Genomic DNA, 23808 nt, shown 5'->3' with positions numbered 1-23808 from the left:
ATTTTTAATTTTTTTATGTACAGTTTTAATTGTACTATTGAGGAATAAATATAAAAATTTATTTTTTATTTTTATTATTAATATAATCAATAGATTTTTGTACTGTATTAAGTTTTTCTGCATCTTCATCTGATATTTCAATATCAAATTCTTCTTCTATAGCCATAATTAATTCTACTATATCTAATGAATCAGCACTAAGATCATCTAAAAAAGACGCATTATTAAGTATTTTTTCTACTTTAATATTCAGTATTTTTGAAATTATTTTTTTTATTTTTTTTTCAACATTATTCATTTTAAATATCTCATTTTTTTTAATTATCATTATCTTATCATAAAAAATTAGATTTTTAGATACAAAAAATTTATGTCATATACATACCTCCATTAACATGGATTGTTTGTCCGGTTATATAGGATGCTTTTTCGGAAGACAGAAATATTACTGCGTTAGCTATTTCTTCTGCAGTTCCTATTCTTTTCATAGGAATTTTAGATAAATGCTTTTTATATTGAAAAACATTTAAATTTTTTGTAAGATTAGTTTTGATAAAACCTGGAGAAACAATATTAACGGTAATACCTTTTTGTGCTACTTCTAATGCTAGTGATTTATGAAATCCAATCAGTCCTGATTTTGAAGCACTATAATTTATTTGACCTCGATTTCCAAGGTATCCAATTACAGAACCAATTGTAACAATACGACCATATCTTTTTTTAATCATCGAACGAATAACAGATTTTGACATATAAAATACTGATGTTAGATTAATTTTTATTACATTTTCCCATTCCTTATTACTCATATAAACTAATAAATTATCTGATGTAATTCCAGCATTATTAATCAGTATATCAATAGAATATTTTTTTTGACAAATTTCTTTCATTTTTTCTAAAATTGAATCAGTGTCTTTTAAATCTAAAATAAAACCGAATCCATTTTTTTTTAAATATTTGTTAATTGTTTTTACTCCATCTACAGTTGTAGATGTTCCTATGACTTGTATTCCCTTTTGTGATAATTTTATAGCAATTTCTTTTCCAAGACCTTGGTTTGCTCCTGTGACTAATGCGGTTTTTTTTTCAATTTTCATTATTTTTCTAATGGATTGTTTTGAATGCTATTAAAAAGTTTTTTAAATTATTTGTATTTAATACAGTAATATTATCGTTTTTTTTTATTAAATTACTTAAAATTTTATTTGGTCCTATTTCTAACATTGTAAAAATTTTTTTTGATTTTATTAAATCGATTATTTCTTTCCACCTTACAGTACTGTAAAATTGTCTAACTAATGCTTTTTTTATTTTTTTTTCATTTTTTTCACATATAACATCTACATTGTTAATGACAGGTATTTGTGGAGATTTTATTTTAATAGATTTTAATAAGTATTTAATTTGTTCTGAAACAGGTTTCATTAATTGACTATGTATTGGTGTATTAATATTTAATTTTATTACATACTTCGCTCCCTTTTTTTTACACTTTAAACCAACTTCACGCACTGCTAATTTCTCTCCTGAAATAATAATTTGATCATCAGAATTGATGCTTGCTATAGAAACAATTTTTGGTAAATATTGTAAACATATATTTTTAATAATGACTTTATCTAAACCAATAATTGCCTGTACTAAAGATGGTTTATTTATAATAATTTTTTGCATTAATTTGCTTCTTAATTTAACTATTTTTAAAGCATCAGAAAATTTTATTGCATTAGCACAAACTAATGCTGAATATTCTCCTAAACTATGTCCTGACATCAATGCAGGACGTCTTCCATTTTTTTCTTTCCACAATTGATAAATTGCAATTGATGAAGTTAAAATAGCTGATTGTATATATTTATAATCATCTCTTTTTTTCTTAGCTCCATTTTTTATTAAATTTAATAAATTATAATTAACATATTCTGATGCTTCATCAAATATTTTTTTAAAAAGATTATTTTTCTTTTGAAAAAAAGAAGATAACATGTTTTTATACTGAGAACCTTGACCTGGAAATAACATAGCAAATGAGTTCATTAAATTTATCTTTTTTGAGGATATAAATTATTTTAAAATAAATATGATTTTTTTTAAAATGGTACTTTTTTTAAAAAAAGTACCTTTTTTTTATTTATTAAATTACCTTTTTCCCCCTATAGTATCCCTTAGCAGTAATATGATGTCGAATATGCATTTCTCCAGAAAATTTATCTTTAGATAAAGTTATTTCTTTTAAAGAGTCGTGAGAACGTCTCATTCCTCTTTTAGATCGAGTTGGTTTACTTTTTTGAACAGCCATTTTTCTCTCTATGATAATCTTATGTAAGATGAGTATTTTAATATAAAATTTTAGTAAAAAAAGATTTTATTGTATAATATTTACTTAGAATGTTTTAAATATACTATATAAGCGTATTTAAATAATTTTTAAAATATACATCTAGTGGTGCTACAATATGCATTTTTTTCCCAGTTTCAGGATGTATAAAATTAATTGAAGTAGCATGAAGTAAAAGTCTATTAATTTTTGTTTTATTTTTTATATTACAATCTAAATCGCGTTTCCCATAACGTTTATCAAATAATATTGGATGACCTGCATGCAGTGTGTGTACACGAATTTGATGTGTGCGACCAGTTTTCGGTGTAATAGAAACTAAAGTTGTGAATAAATATTGTTTTTTTATTTTAAAATATGTTTCTGCAGGTTTTCCTTCTTTATTAATTAAAATTTTTCTTTGTTTATTTTTTAAATGAGTTTTTAATAAAGGCTCAGATACTTTTCTTAAAGAAAGAGGCCATAGACCGTGTACTAATGCTATGTATTTTTTCTGCACTTTTTTTTCTCTTATTTGTTTATGTAGAGATAAGAGAGATCTTCTTTTTTTTGCCAACATTAGTACGCCAGACGTATCTCGATCGATACGATGTACGAGTTCAAGAAATTTTTCTAATGGTCGAATTTTTCGAAAATATTCTATAACTCCTAAGTTTATACCGCTTCCACCATGTACTGCAATACCAGAAGGTTTATTTATTATTAATAAATAATTATCTTCATACAGGATATTATTTAATAAATTTTTTTTATATTCAGTTGTTAAAAGACTGCTTTTTTTTTCACATAGTATTTTTATCGGTGGAATTCTTAGTTTATCTCCAATTTTTAATTTGTAATCTGGTTTGATTCTCTTCTTATTAATTCGAATCTTTCCTGTTCTTATAATACGATAAATCATACTTCTTGGTACGTTTTTAAGTTTTTTTTGTAAAAAATTATCTATACGTTGATTTATCATATCTTCATTAATATATATAATAGATACAGATGTCGTTTTATATTTCATTAAAAAAATCTCTACAAATTTAGTAATTTTTTTAATTTTTATTGATTATAATATAATTAAATATATAAATATATTAGTATAAATAATTAAATATTTATAATATTAAATTATAGAAAAAATCAATTTTTTGATTTTTTAAAGACTTTTTTTATTTTTAAATTATTTTAATACTTTTTTAAAACAACTTATTTTTATATATATTTCAAGTAAAGATCAGAATTAAATATTAAAAAATTAATTTTTTTTAAAAGTATATATTTCCTGTTGATGTATTTACTTATTTATAAAAATAAGAGAGAAAACGTTATAATGAAAAGAATGTTAATTAATGCAACTCAGCAGGAAGAGTTACGTGTAGCTCTTGTTGATGGTCAGCGTTTATATGATCTTGACATAGAAAGTTCTAGATCAGAACAAAAAAAATCAAATATATATAAGGGGAAAATTACTCGAATTGAACCCAGCTTGGAAGCTGTTTTTATAGATTATGGCATGGAAAAACATGGTTTTTTACCATTAAAGGAAATTTCTAAAAATTATTTTCCAGAAAATTATAATTGTGATGTACGCCTAAACATTAAGGATATCTTACGAGAAGGTCAAGAACTTATCGTTCAAATAAACAAAGAAGAAAGAGGTACCAAAGGAGCTGCATTAACTACCTTTATTACCTTAGCTGGCAGTTATTTGGTTTTAATGCCTAATAATCCTAAAATTGCTGGCATATCAAGACGAGTTGAGGGAAGTGATAGAATAGAGTTAAAAGAATTATTATCATCTTTAAAAATACCGGAAAAAATGGGTTTGATTATTAGAACAGCTGGTGTAGGGAAATCTATAAAATCGTTACAATGGGACTTATCTCTTCGATTAAAGCATTGGAATGCTATTAAAAAAGCTTCGAAAAAAAAATCTGCACCATTCTTAATTTATCAAGAAAGTAACGTTATTGTCCGTGCATTTAGAGATTATTTGCGCCAAGATATCGGTGAAATCTTGATTGATAATCCGAAAATATTGGATATTGCACGTGAACATATTACAGCATTAGGACGTCCAGATTTTATTAACAAAATTAAATTATATACTGGAGAAATACCACTTTTTAGTTATTATCAAATTGAATCTCAAATAGATTCTGCTTTTCAGAGAAAGGTAAGACTACCTTCTGGTGGGTCAATTATGGTAGATACCACGGAAGCATTAACAGCTATTGATATTAATTCCTCTCGTTCTACTCGTGGAGCAGACATTGAAACGACAGCATTTAATACCAATTTAGAAGCTGTAGAAGAGATTTCTCGTCAATTAAGATTACGTGATTTAGGAGGTTTAATAGTTATTGATTTTATAGATATGACTACTATAAGTCATCAAAAAATTATTGAAAATAAATTACGTGAAATTGTTCGCGAAGATAGAGCACGTATTCAAATTGGTCATATTTCTAAATTTGGTCTTTTAGAGATGTCTAGACAAAGGTTAAGTTCATCTTTAGGTGAATCTAGTCATCATATTTGTCCTAGATGCACAGGTACAGGTACAATTAGAGATAATGAATCTTTATCTTTATCTATTTTGCGTTTAATTGAAGAAGAAGCTCTTAAAGAAAATACATATGAAGTTCATGCAATTGTACCAATAGAAATTGCTTGTTATTTATTAAATGAAAAAAGAGAAGCAGTATATGCAATTGAAAAACGTCAAGCAGGTGGTAAAACTATTATTGTTCCTAATAAAAATATGAAAACTCCGCATTATCTTGTATCTAGAATAAGAAAAGGTGAACAAATACGTTCTATGAGTTATTGTCTTTCTAATGTTAGAAAGAATAAAATATTTAATAATATTAAAAAAGAAATTGTAGATAAAAAACACAAATTAAATTCTACTTTAACAAATATTTCTTTATCTGATGATTCATTTGATAAACAAAAAGAAGAGAAAGAAAAATTTTTAAGAAAAAAAAATTACAATAATTCTATTATTAATGCATTATTTAATAATAAAAATCTCTTTTTTAAATTTATAGTTTGGATAAAAAATTCTTTTTTAAAGAAGCATATTTTTGTTAAAAATGAGAGTTTTAAACGAAATATTTTTCAAAATAAAAAAAATATTCTTTTTGCTAAAAAAGAAGAGTTTAATAGTATAGAAGAAATTCATAAAAAAGATAATCAAGTATCTTCTATTGATAATAATAAAAAAAAGCAATTATTAAATAAAGTTAAAAAAAATAATAACCACCAATATAGTCACGTATTTGATAATAATACTAAATATACATCTTTAAAAAAAATTGATTTTCAAAAAAATACTATTGATTTTGAATTAAATAGTTTAAATTTTTTAAAAAAAAATAATTTTTATATTTTTAGTAAATATAATTTTTTATATACAAAAAAATATGCTAAAAATAAATTTAAAGATTTTGAAAATATTAAAAGTCAAAACGATATGATTTGTTATGAAAGTTTTCAAAAAGATTTAGAAAATAATACATCGTTTAAAAAAAAATTATTATATAATATTATTTTTAACAATTGTTATCCTAATAATATTTTAGTTAATATTAATTCAACAATTTTTCAAATATATAAAAATTCTGAATTTTTTAAATTTTTTCCTATTAAAATTTCAATTTTAATGACTCCTCTTAATATTTTTTCATTAGAATTAATATTAGAACCATCATCAAAAAAATGTTCTTCTTTTAAGGAAAATCAAGTAAAAAAACGTCTAAGAATTAATAATTACAAAAAATTAAATTCATCTTTTATTCATAAAAAAAACAATTTTGTTAAAAATTCAGTTTTATGGCCAAAAAAATTTACAACTGAAGAAATTAAAATTAATCATTTGTATAAAAAAAACAAAAAAAATACAAAATCATATTTTTTTGAAACATCCTTTAAATATAAAACTGTTACTAAAAATATTTCAAAATTAAAAGTAAAATTAACATCTAAAAAAAATGATTATTTAATTTCAAATCAAAAAAAACTTTTTTTAAATAAAACTTTGAAAAAAGAAAATACAAAAAATAAATCAAGTGCACCAATAACAAAAATTTTTAGTGATGTATTTTTAAGCAAAAATCAAAAAATTATGAATTCTTCAATTTTTTTAAAAAAATCAAATAAAAAAATTAAAAATTCAGCTGGAGCACATTCTGCTACAAATTTTTCTACTTCTCCTGTTAAAAAATCAGAATAAAATTATTTGTTTAATATTAAAATTTTTTCAAAAAATCCATAAATACACTATTTATTAAAAATAAAATTTTTATGAAAAATAAAAACTTACCATTTTAAGTAAGTTTTTATTTTTTATAAAATATTGTTTAATTTTTTAAAATTAACTATAACAATCAACAATTTCATCAAAAATTGTTTCAGCCATTTTTAAAACCTTAACATTTGCAAGATAACATTTTTGTTCATAATTTAAATTTTGATAATTTTCATACATATCATCAGATTCTGATAGCTTTTTATTATTTAATATTTCAATCATATTGCGCTTAAAAGGTACCTTTTCTTCAAGATCGTTACATTTATAAGATATAGATTTTAAAAATCTGAGATAAGATTCATATAATGTTTCTTTTTTGTTAACTATTTTTTCTTGATGTAAATGCTGTATTTTTATTGCATTATTTCTATTTTTTTGATTTAAATCATCTGATGAAGAAATTGAAAAAAGATCATTTTTAATAATTAATAATTCCAGTTCATTTAAAGTTTTAGAATATGGTTTAATCATATACATATTACCTTCAGCATCATTTCCTTCAATCTTAAATTCAATTCCATCAAAAGTAATATATGTATTGTTATCTTGTTGATATATATCTGGTTCGACTACTGAATGATCTCGCAATCTTGTAACTGTCCAATGATTATTTTTTAAAAAAACGATATAATTAGTATCTTGTGCATCAGCAGTATCAACCCATTTAATAGATGTAGGAAGATACGATTGATTTTGTGAACTAGATATAATTTCTGGATTACTAATTTTAAAAACTTGTTTTCCAATATTACCAAGAATATCGTATCCTAGTGTATGTACACTATTAATACTATCAGCAAAATTTATAGTTAATTGTCCAATTTTATTTTTTGCATTTTGTAGGTCTTCTCTACGAAACGTAAGAAGAGCTCCTAGAGATGCACTTGGAATCATATGTTCTATTTTTTTTAATCTTTGTTCATTATCATCAAAGTATCCTACGCTTATATATTTATCGTCAGTGTCAGAAGTTAATGTCATTAAATTTTTTTTATTATAATCATCTATAATACACATACCATTATTTAAGCATACTTTAAAAGTACTGTTTTCTTTAATTACCTTAACTCCTATTATATCATTTAATTCATCAATTAATTTATCTCTTTTATCTATAAAACTATCTATTCTGTTAGGCAATTGAGCAGTGGGAAAAAATCGAATGTCGATATTAGTATCATAAATTTTATTTATTAAAATATTAGCTTGTTTTATTTTTTCTTTTATTGATTCTTTAACATCTCTTTCTAAAAAACTTAATTTTTCATCAAAATTTTTTAATTCATGAATAATTGTATTTAAATTGTTTTCTATGTTTTCATTAAAGACATTACCGTGGTTATTAACAATATCATTTTCTATAGAAGAATAAAGTTGATTTATTAAAAGAGTAAAAATATTTGATTTTTCTCCAAATAAATCTTCTAGTTTTAAATATTCTTCTATTTTCGTTTGTTCGTCTTGTACTCTTTCGCTAATTTTTCGTTTTTCTTCTTTAAGAAAATCGTTGTAGTCATCATATATCTTTTTTATTTTGACTCCTGCATTAAAATTAGATTCATCTACAGTATTCTCTACAAAAACATTATGTTTTATTTCGTCTTTGTATTTTGAATTAATAATTTTGTCAGCAGTGTTATTGATTAATATCTTTATAGCATCTATTCCAGTGACAGTAGAAGTTAATATAGAGCTCATTTGACTTCCCTTTTCATAAATAAAAGTTATTATTTATTTTTTGAATTTGTTGTAAAATAATATGTGTTAATCCTATACCCCTTTTAGCTATTTCTTTTGAAATTTTTTGGTCATAAATTTCTGTATAGAAACGACTTTGATTACTATCTAATAAATTATCTTGTGTTAAAGAATTTCTCATACTTTTTAATAGCATCTGAATAAAAAGACTCTCTACCTCCTTTGCTGTTTCTAGCTGATATTTTTTGGGATTATTTTTTACTTGATATTTTAAATCATTAATAAATTTTGTTCTATAGTTTATTATATTAAATAAAGATAAATCGTTTTTCATTAAACAATTTCCAATTTAGCATGAAGACAACCAGCATTTTTCATTAATTGCAGAATAGATATCAATTCGTTAGGTTTTGTTCCTAAAGAATTTAATACCCGAACAATGTTGTTTAAACTTGTATTTTTAACAGAATTATTATTAATATAATTTCTATTAATTATATTTTTCAAAAAGCTTTCTTTTTGATTTTTTCTTAGTGTTTCAAACAAAAATGAATTGATTTTTTCTTCTTCTTTTTTTTCTATTAATATAGATAAATCTCCATGAGAAACAATACATGTTCCTAATTTTACTTCTTGATTAATAACAATAGATCCAGTACGAGGATTGATTATAACTTTAGCTTCTTGAGATGGCATAGAAATATCTATGTTTTGAATATTAGAAAGCATATGAACTTGTATGGTATTATTAGCATATGTATTTAATTGTACTGTTTTAGAATTTAAAGCTGTTGCTGTATCTGGATACTGTACATTAATCATATCACTTATTTTCTGTGCTATACCAAAATCTTCTTTGTTTAACTGTAAATTAATTATTTTTTTCTTTCCAAAATCAGTATTTATTTCTCGTTCAATTGTGGCACCATGATTAATTCTTCCTGAATTGACTTGGTTTGAAAAAATAGAGTTATTTTTTTTTAAATTATTTTTTTCAGATACTAATATATTTCCCTGAGCAATCGCATAAATTTGATTGTCAGCCCCCCTTAAAGGAGTCATTAATAACGTTCCACCTTTAAGACTTTTTGCATCACCCATTGATGATACTACAACGTCTATTGCCTCTCCTGTATGACTGAAGGGAGGTAAATTTGCTGTAACTATAACGGCAGCTACATTTTTTAAATGCATGTTGGTATCAGGGGGGATAGTTACGCCTAATTGAGATAGCATATTATGTAGTGATTGATTGGTAAATGGAGTTTGTGTTGATTGATCACCTGTTCCATCTAAACCTACTATTAAACCGTAACCGATTAATTGATTATCTCTTATACCTTCAATACTTGTTAAATCACGTATTTTTTCAGCATATGTAAAAGAACATAAACTTATTAAAATACAAATAATAAATTTTAATAATGATATTGTCTTAGACATAACATACCTTATATTCATTTACCTTATTGATTCTGTTTTTATATCTATTATATATAAAACATTTCGTCTATGAAAAATTTTTTTATTAATAAATTTTATTTTTTTAAATATGTTAGTCTTTACTCATAAAGGATTTAAATAATCCCTTATGAGTTTTATTTAAAAAAATTTATTTTTTCAGTATTTTTTATGATTAAATAGGTGAAATTTTTAATAAAAATCGCTGTAACCAACCCATTTTTTGAATATCATTAATACGATTATTACTTACATATTCAATGCGTGTATCAGCAATTTGAGTGGAAGCAACTAAATTATTTTTATTGATATTGTTAGGATTAATTACACCTGAAAAACGAATGAATTCCGTACCTTGATTAATAGCAACTTGTTTTTCACCAATCACTTTTAAATTTCCATTTGGAAGAACATTCTTTACAGTAACAGTAATAAGACCAGTAAATGTATTTTTAGCAGAATTACTACCTTTTCCTGAAAAGTCATTTTTTCCTATACTATCTATTCCTGTTTTGTTATCATTAACATTAAGCCCTAATATAGGATTTAATGTTCCTGGCGTTACTGTCACTCCTACGTTTGCCTTTCCATCGCGAGTCAAATTTGAAGAAGAACTATTACTAGCACTGATATTTTCCTGCAATACTACAGTTATCGTATCACCTATATTATGAGATCTATGATCTTCAAAAAGTGGTTGATATCCATAATTTATAGGTGTTTTTTCTTGAAATAAAGAACCATTTTTAATTTTAGGTATTATATTAGGTGCTATAGCAGTTGTAATACCGTCAACTAAAGGTTTATGTTCAACAGAAGCGCAACTTTGGATAATTATTATAAAAAAAGCAGTTAAATAATATTTAATTTTATAACTGAATAATTTTACCACGGAAAAACAGTCCTTAATTAAAACATTTTAAAATATATATTGTTTACATTTATTTTATTAATAATCAAAATTAATGTTTATAGTTGAGATAATTTTTGTAACATTTGATCTGAAGTATTTATAGATTTACTATTAATTTCGTATGCACGTTGTGTTTGAATCATATTTACTAATTCTTCAGCAACATTCACATTGGAAGTTTCAACATATCCCTGATACAGCAAACCTGTACCGTTTAAACCAGGAGTAGTATCTATAGGATTTCCAGAAGCTTGTGTTTCTTGATATAAATTCTCTCCTAAACTTTCTAGTCCAGAATGATTTACAAAATTAATTAAATTTAATTGACCTATAGAAATTGGTTGAGTTTGTCCTTGTATAGTGACACTGACAATACCATCTCTTCCTATATTCATATTTATTGAGTTAGGTGGAATATTAATTTCAGGAATAATAGGATAGCCACTATTAGTTACCAATTGACCATTTTGGTCTAATTGAAAGGAACCGTCTCTAGTATATGCTATATTACCATCTGGAAGTTGTACTTGAAAAAAACCAGGTCCATTAATAGCTACGTCTTTTGAAGAGTCAGTTTTAGAAAGATTGCCTTGACTGTAAATTTTTTCTGTGGATACTGGTCTAACTCCTGTTCCTAATTGTAATCCAGATGGTAAGGTAGTATCAATTGATGAATTTGTTCCTGCTTGACGCATTGTTTGATACATTAAATCTTCAAATACTGCTCTAGAACGTTTGAATCCATTTGTACTTACATTTGCCAAATTATTAGAAATAACATTCATATTTATTTGTTGAGCATCAAGACCTGTTTTAGAAATCCATAAAGAAGGAATCATTTTTTTTCCCTTTACTTAATTATTAACATTAAATAATTGATTTGCATATTCTGTATTTTGATCACACATAGATATAATTTTCATATTCATTTCAAATTGTCTAGCATTTGAAATCATATCAATCATATTTTTTGTTGGATTCACATTACTTGCTTCTAACATTTCTGATTGTATACGTACACTACTATCATGAAGAATATTTTTATATTTATTTAAATTATCTTTTTTAAGATAAAACAAACCATTTTCTTTTTGTATAAGATTATCATTTTGTAGTCGTACCAATTTTAATGAACCTATTGTTGATTCGATAATACTATCTTTATTTTTCTTAATTTCCTTAATTATACCGTTTGATGAAATTTTTAAGTTTACATTATTTGGTATTTTTATATTTCCATTATTTCCAATGAGTTCGTAATTTTGAACAGTCATCTTTCCCTCTTTGTTTATTTTTATATGGCCGTTTTTTGTATACGCTTCTTGACCATTTATATCTTTTATTGCTAGCCAACCATTATTTTTAATAACTAAATCTAAGTTTCTTTGAGTGTGAATTAAAGTTCCTGGATAAAAATTATAATATTCTTTTACATTTTGATTATATGTTTTTTTTAAATTTTGAAGATTTCTATCTTTTATAAAAAGATTAAATGATTCTTTAAAACCAACTGTAGATATATTAGCTAAATTATTAGCAATAACTGCTTGTTTATCTAATAATTTAATAGCAGCATTCATAGATTCATATATTGCTTTGTTCATTAGATGATCCAATTTGATTATAAAATTATTTTAAATTAACTAATGTATTAATTATTCTATCTTCTGTTTTAAAAGCTTGAGCACTAGATTGATAATTACGCTGAGCAATAATCATGTTAATTAGTTCTTTATTTAAATCAACATTTGATGATTCTAAAAATTTTGTGTATAGTGAACCAAAACCTTGATCTCCAGCTGCTCCTATCTTTTCTTGTCCAGATTCATGTGTTGCTGACCAAATACTGCCACTTTCAGGTTTTAACTTTTCTGGATTGATAAATTTTGCTAAAAATATTTGCCCTATCTTTTGTTCTTCTTCGTTTGTGTATTGTCCAATAATTTCACCATTATTTAAAATTTCAAAATGTTTTAAAAAACCTTTTGTATATCCGTTTTGAGACAATTCTATTGAAGGCATGTTTGTTTCTGATTTTTCAAGAAAACATTCTAAATTTAGAGTAATTGGATCTAAAATAATATTTTTAGAATTTTTTGATTTAATCTGAAGAGAAGAATTTGAAATTAAATTACCTTCAGAATCAAATTTTAAAATAAAATTATCATTAATAATTTCATTATCTGGTATTTTTTCGTCATTTAATTGTATATTTAATTTCCATTGATGATCATCAATTTGATTGAAAGAAATATTTAATTTGTGAGGATTTTCATTTTTATCATAAATAGTAATATCATGTATTTCTGAATTAGATATGTCATCATTTTTTCCAGTTATACTATTTGTAGAACTAAAATCATTTATTAAATCAGCTTTTAATTTTATTTGACTTGTTGCTTTCGCACTTAACAAATCAGATTTTCTTAAATTAATAGGTTCTAAATTAGATATACTGTTTAAATTATTTTTTAAATCAAATTGATTTTGACCAGTTAAGTACATGCCCTGTCCATTAACAATATTTTTATTTTTATCAAGTAAAAAATGACCGTTTCTTGTATAATATACGTAACCTTTAGAATCTAAAACTCGGAAAAAACCATCTTGTACAATTCCTAAATCTAAATCTCTATTTGTTTGAACTAATACTCCATCACTAAAATTTTGAACTAAATTTGAAATTCCAACTCCAGATTTTATTATTTGATTAGAATAGAATGAATGAGAAACTATGTCAAAAAATGAAGGAGTACTAGATTTAAATCCAATAGTAGAAGCATTAGCTATATTATTTGAGACAATGTCTATATAATCATTATTAATCATTAATCCATTGATAGTTTCTATGATTGACATATAATTTATTCCTTAATAATTTTAAATATAACATTTTTTTTAAATTTAATTATCTTTATTTCAGAATTTTACGAATTTTTGATAATGTTACAGTGCCTACTGTTCCTAGATCAATAATTGGATCAATGGAAGAAGAAGTAATAATGCTATTGACTAAAGCTTCGCTTAAAACTTGGACAGGAATCTCTCTATTCTGATTTTTAGCTATAACAGTAACGTTGTATTTTTCAGTTTTCATATCTTCTTTATCTAAATTTTGACCATCCCATGTTAAACTGTGTATACCGGATTTTAAATTTTTAATTTTTTGAATATGTATAATTTTTCCATTTTTGTCTGTTATTTGTATATTTACTGCTGTTGCATCACTAATCAATTCTATCCCATATTTTGTTTCAATACCTTTAGTATGTACAATTTGAGAACTAGGTATCATTACATGATGTCCAATTAATGAAGATACCTGTATATTTTGACTTTGATTAATTTTATTAGAAAATATTCCGACAGTACTATTTAATCTTTCAATTCCTGTTGCTGTATTGATTTGAGCTAATTGTGATGTTAGTTCACTATTTTTAATAGGATCTGTAGGATCTTGATTTTTCATTTGTGCCATTAGTAAACTTAAAAAGTTTTTTTGTAAGTCTAGCGCATTAGAATTATTTTTTACATTATTAGTATTATTTTCAATAATGTTGTTATTTATAGAAGAATTAATATTGACAGTACCCATTTCTTCTTCCTTTATTCTCCAATTGATAATGTTTTCATTATCATAGATTTTGCAGTTTTTAATACTTCTACATTAGCTTGATAACTTCTAGAAGCCGAAATATGATTTATTGTTTCTGAAACTGGATTAACATTAGTTTGTAAAACGTATCCATTTTTATTAGATAAAGGATTACTTGGATCGTATATCAATTTCATTGGATTAAGATCGTTTATTATAGAAAAAACTTTTACACCACCGATTAAAGAATTTTTTAATGGATCTAATTTAAAAATAACTTTTTTTGCAATGTATGGATAAAATTTTCCATCTTTGCATACTATACTTTCTGCATTAGCTAAATTACTAGCAATAACATTTATTTTTTCTGATTGAGCACTCATAGCTGAACCAGCGATATTAAGTATATTTAATAAAGACATAATTTTATCCCTTTAATACATTCATTATATTTTTAATTTCGTTTTTTATAAAAACTAAATTTTCTTCATATTTTAAGGTATTTTTTATAAATTCTATTCTTTCTCGATTCATATCTACTGTATTGCCATTTGATTGAATTTCTTTACTTGTTATAGGTTTAACTTCGAATATAAAAAAATTTTTTTTTCTTGGATTCAAATGATGTGATGAAGTTTTCGTCAATGTAATATCCAAATTACTTTTTTTTGTTATTTTATCCATTTCATCTTTGAAATTGATATCCATTGCTTTGTAGTTTGGTGTGTCTGCATTTGCTATATTTGACGATAAGATTTCTTGTCTTTTAGCATAAAGATTTAATAAATTTTGATTAAAATCAAGTGTCTTATTTATTTTATCAAACATTTTTTTTCCTGATTGGTTTTAAGTAAAGAAATGTTTTTAACGTTACATTGTAATATTAAATAAATTTTTACATAATCAAAATATGATTATGTTATAAAATTTAAACTGTTATTTTTATTAAATAAATTCATATTATACCTTTATTAGATATTTCGCATCAAGAAAAGAACTTTAAAAAATATAATATACTTATTAAATAGTGTTGATAAATTTAATATTAATTTATATTACTCAATAAATTAAGGAAAAAAATGAAACTAATAAAAATATTTTTTTGTTTATTCATATTTTTTTTGTTTTTTAAGTCTTTTAAAGCTACTGCGTACAATTTAAGTGATCAATTAAATAATTTTTTTAAAAAAGAATACTCTCTTAAAACAAAAAATATAAAAACAATAATACATACTCCATTAAAAAAAAATTTTTTTTGTAAAAAACCAGTTTTTTCATTGGTGAATAATCTTCATAATTTTGGAATAATTGACATTATTTTAATTTGTGGATCGCAACATAAATATTTACAAGTTGAATTACAAGCAGAAGGAGAATATGTTATAGCGAAGAAAAAAATACTAAGGGGGACAAAAATAAGAGGAGATGACTTAATAAAGGTAGTAGGACGTTTAGACACACTACCCCGTGGTGCATATCTTAATGAAAAAGATCTTATTAATAGAGTGAATTTACGTGATATTTTTCCTTTTCAACCGATTACTTCCTTTATGACGCGCCCTTACTGGTTAGTTAAAATGAATCAATTGGTTACTGTAAAAATGAAAGGAGTTGATTTTGAGGTTATTTTTGTAGGAAAATCTTTAAGTAACGGTGCTGAAAGACAAAAGATACGTGTACAATTAAAAAATGGTAAAGTTTTAACTGGAGTAATTAATAATAATAGTGAAGTGATAGTTTTTTTATAAAAATGGAATAAAAGCATATATTAAAAAAATATAATTAATGAGTGTTCTAGAAAAATGAAAAAATTAATAAATATAATTAAAGATATAAAAGAAAATCTTATGTCTTTACAAAATTTAATGCATCAAGAATATGATAATTTATTAAAATCTAAAATTAATATAAAAAAAATAAAATTAATTATAGAAGAAAAAGAGTTCTTTTTAAGAAAAATTGCATCTTTAAAAAAAGAAAAATCATTCCTTGAAAAAAGATATAATATTTTTCCACCCTATTTGCAATTTAATGAATTAAATTTACATTGGGATGAAATTATTTCTATATGTTTTTTACTTAAGAAGAAAAATATAAAAAACAAGATAATTTTAAATGAAAAATTTTATTTAAATCAACGTTTTTTAAACACTTTTCAAAAATATAGATTAAACCAAAATAATACCACATATGGTGTTGATGGTCATTTAGAAAATTAAAAAATTTATTTTTTACTTTTCAATAGACCAATCTAGTCTTTTCCCAGCTAAAAAGGGAACAATAATATTTTTACCAATATTAATTTTTTCTAAAATTTTATGAGGTTTTTTGACAAGTGTAATGGTTTCTTTATTAATTGGCATATTATAAAAGTTAGGTCCGTTTTCGGAGCAAAAAGATTGAAAATGCTGTAATGCATTCATTTCTTCAAAAACGCTAACATAACATAATAAAGAAGATGGAGCATTAAATATACCTGCGCAACCAAAAGTGTTGATTTTATTTTTATGAAAGTGTGGAGCTGTATCACTGCCTAAAAAAAAATTTTTACTACCACTTGATATGACATTTCTCAAAGCTATTTGATGTTTTTTTCTTTTTAAAAGAGGTAAACAATAAAGATGTGGTTGAATTCCATCAATAAACATATTATTTCGGTTTAACATTAAGTGATGAGGTGTAATAGTACCAGCTAAATATGAAGAATTACATTCCTCAATGTACGATATTGCTTCTTCTGTTGTAATATGTTCTAGTATTATTTTTAATTCTGGAAATTTTTTACGTAATGGTTTTAGTGTATTTTCAATAAATTTTGCTTCTCTATCATATATGTCGATATTTAAATTATTTTCTTCTCCATGAATAAGTAATGGCATTTTTATTTTTTCCATAATATTAAATAAATGATAGATATTGTTAATATTTTTTATACCGTATTTTGAATTAGTTGTAGAACAATGAGGATATAATTTTGCTCCTACAAAAATTTTTTTAAAAAAACCTTGTTGTAATTCTTCAGGAGAAGTTTTTTCTGTTAAGTAACAAATCATTAATGGTTGAAATGCAGTATTTGGTGTCATAGAATTTAAAATTCTACGACGATAAGAGATTGATCTAAAACAATTTGTAATAGGTTCTTCGAGATTAGGCATAATGATTGCACGTTTATAAAATGTTCCAGTGTATTGAGAAACTTTTTTTAAAATTTCATTATCTCTTAAATGAACATGCCAGTCATCAGGTTTTATAATTTTAATTTTTTTTAAAAATTTAGACATTTTTAGTTTTAATTAATGTAGAAAATATTTATATATTAACATTTTTTTATTAAAACACTCTATATGTAAAAATATATTTATTTTTTAAAAATTAATTCTAAATTATGATTATAATGTTTTAACCTCATAGGTTAGATTAATTTCAAATGAATATTCTAAAGTCTTTAATATCAGTAGGCATAATGACATTAATATCACGCATATTTGGTTTTTTTCGTGATGTTTTAATTGCTCACATCTTCGGTGCCTCTATGTTTACTGATGCTTTTTTTATAGCTTTTAAAATTCCTAATTTATTACGTCGAATTTTTGCTGAAGGGGCATTTTATCAATCTTTTATTCCTATTTTAATAGATTACAAATCAAGAAAAGACAAGGAATATATACAAGAATTCATTAGATCTACATGTGGTTTTACTATATTAGTTTTAACTACTTTTGTTATTTTAGGAATAATTTTTTCTGATTATATTATTTTTATTAGCGCTCCAGGATTTTCTGAATCGTCTAAAAAATTACAATTAGCTAGTAACTTGTTAAAAATTATGTTTCCTTATATTTTATTTATTTCTTTATCATCATTATGTTCATCTATTTTGAATAGTTATAATTATTTTTTTATCCCTTCTCTTTCTTCTAGTCTGTTAAACATTAGTATAATAGTTTTTTCATTTTTTTTTAGTGATTATTTTGAACCTTCTATAATCTCCTTAGCATGGTCTGTTATGATAGGTGGTTTTTTTCAGCTATTTTATCAATTTCCACATTTGTATAAAATAAAAATGTTGGTTTTTCCTAAGATTAATTTTAAAAATATTGGTCTTATAAAGGTTTTAAAGAAGATGGGACCTTCTACCTTAGGTTCTTGTGCCAATCAAATTTCTTTAATCTTTAATACTATTTTTAGCTCTCTTTTGCACTCTGGTTCAATATCTTGGATTTATTATGCTGATCGATTAATTGAATTTCCAATAGGTATTATAGGTGTATCTTTAAGTACTATTTTATTTACATCTTTTTCTTGTAGTTATTCAAATAATACTCAATCAGAATATAAAATATTACTTAATTGGGGAATTCGTTTTGGTTTAATTTTGTCTTTACCTATTTCTGTTATATTATTTATGTTTTCAAAACCATTAGTTATTATTTTATTTCAATATGGAAAATTTACAGATTTTGATGTTCTAATGACTCAAAAAGCACTAGAATTGTATTCTTTTGGTTTAGTTTCTTTTATTTTAGTCAAAATTTTAGTTTCAGCTTTTTATTCTTGTCAAGAAGTCAATATTCCAATGCGAATTTCAATTTTAACATTGTTTTTAACACAATTAATGAATCCATTCTTAATTTTTTATTTTCAGCATTCAGGTCTTGCTTTGTCTTGTAGTATAGCTAGCTGGATAAATTTTTTTTTACTTTATTGGAAATTATATCAAAAGGGAATAATCAATTTTAAATTGAATGATTTTATTTTTATTTTTCGTTTATTAATTGCAGTATTAGTCATGACATTTTTTTTAATTTTTATGTTATATTTTATTCCTTCTTGGAAGATTGGTTCATTTTTTGATAAGATAATACGTTTATTTACTATTTTATCAATTTCTGGAATAGTATATTTAATTGCTTTACATTTTTTAGGAATACGTTTATTGAATTATTCTGATAAATTATTTCAAAAAAAATGATTATATATGGAAAAATTAATTTAAATATATTATTTTTAATACTAATATAGTATTTGTATTATAATTTAATATTATAAGTATTTTTTGTCAAAAATATAAAAAGTATTTTATATGTTTTATTATTTTTAATTTATCTAATTAAAAAACGGAGTTTCAAATGAAAAAACAAGCTCTTACTATTATTTTTTTATTAGTAAGCTTAGTGACTGGCATTCAAGCAAAAGAAAATGATCACTGGTATTTAGGTACCAAAATGGGATGGTCTGATTTTAATATTTTAGAATATAGAAGTAAAGATATCACACCTTTTGATACAAAAATTGATACAAAAAATCCATTAGGTGCACCTGTATTCGGATTATTTTTAGGTTATGAATTTAATCCGTATTTTTCTTTTGAAATAGAAAATGATACAACAGGATTTTCTCCTCATTTGATTTTTCAAAAAAATGAACAAAATATACAAATTAATAGTCTTCAACTAGCTACAAAATTGTCATATCCTATAACAGACGATTTTCATATTTATACGCAATTAGGCGGAATGATGTTTTGGGATAATTTATCTTTTAAAAAAGATTTACAAAATATCTTTACTGAAAAAAGCAGATTAATCCCTAATGTATCTTTAGGTGCTGAATATATTTTTAATAAAAAATTTATTACTAGATTAGATTATACTTGGAAAAGTAATATTGCAAAAATAATGAATTTATCTATGAAACCTGTTTTAGGAGATGTTGCTCTGTCTTTTGGATGGAAATTTGGAAAATCTAATATAAACGAAATATTTTCTTCATATATTCCTCAATCGTCAGATAAACAATATGTTGCTCTTAATGAAAATATTAATTTTCCTTTTAATAGTACAGAACTTAAACCTATATCTCATGACAAATTACAGAAATTACAAAAAGAAATAAAAAATATTAAATCAAAAAATATTTTTATTATGTTATCTGGTCATGCTGATAGAATAGGAAATAAAGAATATAATCAAAAATTATCTGAAAATCGTGCATACAGTATTAAAAATTATTTTACTTCACATGGTATATCGCAAGATAAAATAAGTATTCAAGGAATGGGTAATGAATTTTCTTTAACTAATCAGATATGCAAGGATGTATCTGATAGACCTTTATTAATCAGTTGTTTAGCACCTGATCGTCGTGTGGAAATTGAAGTTTTGTCTGATTAATAAAATATTTAAATATAAAAAATATTTTAAGGAGATGTTATTTAATTTTTATTTTTTATTTTTTTCGGAGAGAGAGAGATTCGAACTCTCGGATGATTGCTCATCGGCGGTTTTCAAGACCGCTGCCTTAAACCACTCGGCCACCTCTCCAAATAAAAAATAGATTAAAAATCTATAAAATATTTTCTAATATTAAAACATTACTTTACCTAAAGTAAAGATATTTTTTTATTTTTAAAATTTAAATATTTTATTAATAAAATTTTGTTTGTAATTTTATTGTTTTTTTTCTATAATATATTTAAGTAAAGGCGTGTTGACAGATTGGCTATGTAGCGGACTGCAAATCCGTATAACCCGGTTCGATTCCGGGATACGCCTAAAACCTTTTTAATAAAGCCCGGATGGTGAAATTGGTAGACACAAGGGACTTAAAATCCCTCGGCTTTTAAAGCTTTGCGGGTTCAAGTCCCGCTCCGGGTACCAAAAAAATATTTTTATTTTAAAAACGCTTGATAAACTTTATATTTGTTATCTTTCTTCATTATATGAAATTCAGAAAAAACTTTTTTCAAGTAAAAATCATAACTAAAACAATGATTAGTAACAAATCTTAATTCTCCGTTTTTTTTTAAATGCTTTTTAGAGTTAAATATTATCTTTTTTGTTATATCAAAATTTATTTTTAAATCATCGTGCAATGGTGGATTAGAAACAATCATATTAAATTTTTTAAAAATATTTGAATAAATATTACTTGATAAAACTTCTCCCTTAAAAAAATTTGCATCAAGAGTCGCTTTGCTCGATTCTAATGCAGATAACTTTCTATCTATCATTGTTACAACACATTTAGGTGATTTTCTTAATATAGATACTGATAAAAAACCTGATCCACATCCTACATCTAATATTTTTCCATTAATTTTTTCCGAAAACGTAGATGCAATAAATTTGCTGCCTTCGTCTATTTTTTTATGGCCGAAAACGCCGGGTAGGGATTTTATAATTAAATTTTTCCAAATGTGTATTTTAAAAAATTTTTCTAATTTAAATTTTGTTTTATTAATAAGAATACCCGACATTAAAATAGAATGATTTGCATTATCTATTTTTTTTAATTTTATCGATTCTTCTAATATTAACTTTGCACTTTTTACTCCACTTGAATTGCTTCCTACAATAAAAATTTCGCTTTTAATAGGTAAAAAAGATAGTATATTAAACAATTGAAACCTTGCTTCAGATTTATTTTTAGGCCAATAATAAATTAATATATTACAGTCTTGAACAGTATCTTGTGATACTAATAATTTACGATAAAAAGTAATGTTTTTATTATTGTTTATTTTTAAAAAATTTTGGCTTTTTTGAAGATGTATTTTAGTTTTTATAGTTAATAAATTTATAGGCAATTCATCTTCTATATTACCTGAAAAAAAAACTATTTTATTTTTAAAAATTTTTTGATGGCGTAATATAAGTTGACTATTTTTAGAGAATATCAATATTTTTTTTCCTTTTAATTTGTAAAATTTTGATAAATCTAAACTATAGAGTTTTTTAAAATTATAAACCAATTGAATTTTATTTAAGGTTTTTTTGATTTTTAATAATTTTAATAAAAAATAGAAATTGTTATCATATAATATTTATATTATAATTTAATTAAACTTCATTAAGTTTTCAACTTTTTCTAAAAACATAATTTATATTTCATGTGCATATAATTAAACATTATTGAGCAATATATATGCAAAAAATGCCTATTGAACTTAAAGGTAGCAATTTTACATTTTTAGTACTATATTTAAATACTAACAATGTAGACTTAATAAGTAAATCACTATACAAAAAAATTCAAGAATATCCTCAATTCTTTAAAAACGTTCCTGTTATTGTGAATGTATCAAATTTGCTAAATCAAGTAAATTGGAAAAAAATACAAGAAATTATTATTGAATACGGTTTTTATATTGTAGGTGTCAGTGGATGTAAAGATAATTATTTTAAAAAAATTATTGTTGAATCAGGCTTACCTGTTTTGTTAGAAAGTAACACAACTAATACAAATAAAGATTTACGTTCTTTTTATCATACTTCTACTTTAAAAAAAACAAAAAATGAACAAAGATTACGAGTTAAAAAAATAGAAAAAACTCATATTATAAATACACCTGTTCGTTCAGGACAAAAAATCTATGCTAAATATTCTGATTTAGTAGTAATAAATAATGTAAGTGCTGGAGCAGAATTAGTTGCAGATGGAAATATTCATGTTTATGGTTCAGTCCGAGGTAGAGTACTTGCTGGTGCTAATGGAGATATCACAAGTAAAATATTTTGTACCACATTATTTGCTGAATTAATATCAGTATCAGGTCAATATTGGTTATCAGATCAAATACCATCACATTTTATTGGTAAATCAGCTCAAATTTACTTAAAAAATAAATTTTTAACTATTAATTCTCTCAGTTAATTCTGTTTTTTTAGGAAATTTTATATGACACGGATTATTGTAGTTACTTCAGGGAAAGGAGGTGTAGGTAAAACCACTTCAAGTGCTGCTATTGCAACTGGTTTAGCACAAAAAGGGAAAAAAACAGTTGTGATAGATTTTGATATAGGATTAAGAAACTTAGATTTAATAATGGGATGTGAGCGCAGAGTAGTATATGATTTTATTAATGTTATTCAAGGTGATGCTAGAATTCAACAAGCGTTGATTAAAGATAAAAAAACAAAAAATTTGTTTATTTTACCAGCATCTCAAACTCGTGATAAAGAATCATTAACATATTCAGGAGTGGAAAAAGTTTTAAATCAACTTATAAATATGGAATTTGATTTTATTATTTGTGATTCGCCTGCAGGAATTGAAACTGGTGCTATTTTAGCAATATATTTTGCAGATGAAGCGATTGTGACTACTAATCCTGAGGTATCTTCGGTTCGCGATTCTGATAGAATCTTAGGTATTATATCGTCTAAATCAAAAAGATCTGAAAAAAACATAACTCCTATAAAGGAATATCTTTTATTAACACGTTATAATCCGACACGTGTTAAAAAAGGAGAAATGTTAAGTATGAAAGATGTTATAGAAATACTTCGTATACCAATTATTGGTGTGATTCCAGAGGACGCGTCTGTATTGAGAGCATCTAATCAAGGTGAATCTATCATTTTAGATCAAAATTCTAATGCAGGAAGTGCTTATTTTGACACAGTCAATCGATTGTTAGGTGAAAATCATAAATTCCGCTTTATTGAAGAAGAAAAAAAAAGTTTTTTACGACGTTTATTCGGGAGATAGAT

At 24.0% G+C, this 23808-nt stretch carries 24 protein-coding genes and 3 tRNA genes; 9 read left to right on the top strand and 18 right to left on the bottom strand.

Going from position 1 to position 23808, the window contains the following annotated elements; translation table 11 throughout:
• Positions 1-58: 58 nt before the first annotated feature.
• From acpP to rluC, 5 genes are all read right to left on the bottom strand, one after another.
• Positions 59-298, bottom strand: coding sequence for an acyl carrier protein (gene acpP / locus BUSG_RS01780; protein WP_011053861.1), 240 nt, complete (start codon positions 296-298; stop codon positions 59-61).
• A 70-nt stretch (positions 299-368) separates the two neighbouring features.
• Entirely contained in the window at positions 369-1103 is a 735-nt protein-coding gene (gene fabG / locus BUSG_RS01775) for a 3-oxoacyl-[acyl-carrier-protein] reductase (RefSeq protein WP_011053860.1), read from the bottom strand.
• Positions 1104-1110: 7 nt separating this feature from the next.
• Positions 1111-2043, bottom strand: coding sequence for an ACP S-malonyltransferase (fabD, locus tag BUSG_RS01770; protein ID WP_011053859.1), 933 nt, complete (start codon positions 2041-2043; stop codon positions 1111-1113).
• Between the two features lie 97 nt (positions 2044-2140).
• Positions 2141-2305: a 50S ribosomal protein L32 gene (gene rpmF, locus BUSG_RS01765; protein WP_011053858.1), complete on the bottom strand. Its 165-nt coding sequence runs from the start codon at positions 2303-2305 to the stop codon at positions 2141-2143.
• 103 nt (positions 2306-2408) lie between these two features.
• Positions 2409-3353, bottom strand: a complete 945-nt coding sequence (gene rluC / locus BUSG_RS01760) for a 23S rRNA pseudouridine(955/2504/2580) synthase RluC (protein WP_011053857.1) — start codon at positions 3351-3353, stop codon at positions 2409-2411.
• A gap of 309 nt (positions 3354-3662) precedes the next feature.
• Between rluC and rne the strand changes: the two genes are divergently transcribed.
• Complete coding sequence (rne, locus tag BUSG_RS01755; RefSeq protein ID WP_011053856.1) at positions 3663-6569, top strand: ribonuclease E; 2907 nt, start codon at positions 3663-3665, stop codon at positions 6567-6569.
• A gap of 141 nt (positions 6570-6710) precedes the next feature.
• Here rne and BUSG_RS01750 read toward each other — a convergent pair whose 3' ends face one another.
• The 10 genes from BUSG_RS01750 to flgB form a co-directional block, all read right to left on the bottom strand.
• On the bottom strand, positions 6711-8345 hold the full coding sequence (locus tag BUSG_RS01750) for a flagellar hook-associated protein 1 (protein WP_011053855.1): 1635 nt from the start codon (positions 8343-8345) through the stop codon (positions 6711-6713).
• Positions 8346-8358: 13 nt separating this feature from the next.
• Positions 8359-8679, bottom strand: a complete 321-nt coding sequence (locus tag BUSG_RS01745) for a rod-binding protein (protein WP_011053854.1) — start codon at positions 8677-8679, stop codon at positions 8359-8361.
• Complete coding sequence (locus tag BUSG_RS01740) at positions 8679-9788, bottom strand: flagellar basal body P-ring protein FlgI (protein ID WP_148140854.1); 1110 nt, start codon at positions 9786-9788, stop codon at positions 8679-8681. The genes BUSG_RS01745 and BUSG_RS01740 overlap by 1 nt, the downstream gene beginning before the upstream one ends.
• Positions 9789-9981: 193 nt before the next feature.
• A complete protein-coding gene (locus tag BUSG_RS01735) occupies positions 9982-10698 on the bottom strand; it encodes a flagellar basal body L-ring protein FlgH (RefSeq protein WP_011053852.1) in 717 nt (238 codons plus the stop codon).
• Positions 10699-10775: 77 nt separating this feature from the next.
• Positions 10776-11558 carry a flagellar basal-body rod protein FlgG gene (gene flgG / locus BUSG_RS01730; protein ID WP_011053851.1) on the bottom strand — a complete coding sequence of 261 codons (783 nt, stop codon included), beginning with the start codon at positions 11556-11558 and terminating at the stop codon, positions 10776-10778.
• 15 nt (positions 11559-11573) lie between these two features.
• Entirely contained in the window at positions 11574-12323 is a 750-nt protein-coding gene (flgF, locus tag BUSG_RS01725; RefSeq protein WP_011053850.1) for a flagellar basal-body rod protein FlgF, read from the bottom strand.
• A gap of 25 nt (positions 12324-12348) precedes the next feature.
• On the bottom strand, positions 12349-13578 hold the full coding sequence (locus BUSG_RS01720) for a flagellar hook protein FlgE (protein WP_011053849.1): 1230 nt from the start codon (positions 13576-13578) through the stop codon (positions 12349-12351).
• Positions 13579-13633: 55 nt separating this feature from the next.
• Positions 13634-14314 carry a flagellar basal body rod modification protein FlgD gene (locus tag BUSG_RS01715; protein WP_011053848.1) on the bottom strand — a complete coding sequence of 227 codons (681 nt, stop codon included), beginning with the start codon at positions 14312-14314 and terminating at the stop codon, positions 13634-13636.
• A gap of 11 nt (positions 14315-14325) precedes the next feature.
• Positions 14326-14736 carry a flagellar basal body rod protein FlgC gene (flgC, locus tag BUSG_RS01710; RefSeq protein WP_011053847.1) on the bottom strand — a complete coding sequence of 137 codons (411 nt, stop codon included), beginning with the start codon at positions 14734-14736 and terminating at the stop codon, positions 14326-14328.
• Positions 14737-14740: 4 nt separating this feature from the next.
• On the bottom strand, positions 14741-15142 hold the full coding sequence (gene flgB, locus BUSG_RS01705; RefSeq protein ID WP_011053846.1) for a flagellar basal body rod protein FlgB: 402 nt from the start codon (positions 15140-15142) through the stop codon (positions 14741-14743).
• A 251-nt stretch (positions 15143-15393) separates the two neighbouring features.
• Between flgB and flgA the strand changes: the two genes are divergently transcribed.
• The gene (gene flgA, locus BUSG_RS01700; RefSeq protein ID WP_011053845.1) at positions 15394-16062 is read left to right on the top strand and encodes a flagellar basal body P-ring formation chaperone FlgA; all 669 of its coding nucleotides are present in this window, start codon (positions 15394-15396) and stop codon (positions 16060-16062) included.
• Positions 16063-16116: 54 nt separating this feature from the next.
• Complete coding sequence (flgN, locus tag BUSG_RS01695) at positions 16117-16533, top strand: flagellar export chaperone FlgN (protein WP_011053844.1); 417 nt, start codon at positions 16117-16119, stop codon at positions 16531-16533.
• Positions 16534-16545: 12 nt separating this feature from the next.
• On the opposite strand, the gene pyrC is transcribed toward flgN, so the two are convergent.
• On the bottom strand, positions 16546-17595 hold the full coding sequence (gene pyrC / locus BUSG_RS01690; RefSeq protein ID WP_011053843.1) for a dihydroorotase: 1050 nt from the start codon (positions 17593-17595) through the stop codon (positions 16546-16548).
• Positions 17596-17741: 146 nt separating this feature from the next.
• Between pyrC and murJ the strand changes: the two genes are divergently transcribed.
• Both murJ and BUSG_RS01680 read left to right on the top strand, forming a co-directional pair.
• Positions 17742-19286 carry a murein biosynthesis integral membrane protein MurJ gene (gene murJ / locus BUSG_RS01685; RefSeq protein WP_011053842.1) on the top strand — a complete coding sequence of 515 codons (1545 nt, stop codon included), beginning with the start codon at positions 17742-17744 and terminating at the stop codon, positions 19284-19286.
• Between the two features lie 157 nt (positions 19287-19443).
• Positions 19444-20487, top strand: coding sequence for an OmpA family protein (locus tag BUSG_RS01680; RefSeq protein ID WP_011053841.1), 1044 nt, complete (start codon positions 19444-19446; stop codon positions 20485-20487).
• A 65-nt stretch (positions 20488-20552) separates the two neighbouring features.
• Here BUSG_RS01680 and BUSG_RS01675 read toward each other — a convergent pair.
• Positions 20553-20637, bottom strand: a tRNA-Ser gene (locus BUSG_RS01675).
• 160 nt (positions 20638-20797) lie between these two features.
• Here BUSG_RS01675 and BUSG_RS03220 point away from each other — a divergent pair.
• Positions 20798-20868, top strand: a tRNA-Cys gene (locus BUSG_RS03220).
• Between the two features lie 17 nt (positions 20869-20885).
• Positions 20886-20973 (top strand) — tRNA-Leu (locus BUSG_RS01670).
• A gap of 11 nt (positions 20974-20984) precedes the next feature.
• On the opposite strand, the gene rsmC is transcribed toward BUSG_RS01670, so the two are convergent.
• On the bottom strand, positions 20985-21995 hold the full coding sequence (gene rsmC, locus BUSG_RS01665; RefSeq protein ID WP_011053840.1) for a 16S rRNA (guanine(1207)-N(2))-methyltransferase RsmC: 1011 nt from the start codon (positions 21993-21995) through the stop codon (positions 20985-20987).
• A 245-nt stretch (positions 21996-22240) separates the two neighbouring features.
• Between rsmC and minC the strand changes: the two genes are divergently transcribed.
• Both minC and minD read left to right on the top strand, forming a co-directional pair.
• Complete coding sequence (gene minC / locus BUSG_RS01660; RefSeq protein ID WP_011053839.1) at positions 22241-22969, top strand: septum site-determining protein MinC; 729 nt, start codon at positions 22241-22243, stop codon at positions 22967-22969.
• Between the two features lie 24 nt (positions 22970-22993).
• Positions 22994-23806, top strand: coding sequence for a septum site-determining protein MinD (minD, locus tag BUSG_RS01655; RefSeq protein ID WP_011053838.1), 813 nt, complete (start codon positions 22994-22996; stop codon positions 23804-23806).
• The last annotated feature ends 2 nt before the right edge of the window (positions 23807-23808 follow it).

Source organism: Buchnera aphidicola str. Sg (Schizaphis graminum) (assembly GCF_000007365.1).
GTDB lineage: Bacteria > Pseudomonadota > Gammaproteobacteria > Enterobacterales > Enterobacteriaceae > Buchnera > Buchnera aphidicola.
Note: the sequence above shows the minus strand (reverse complement) of the source record. Positions and strands in the feature narration are given on the sequence as shown.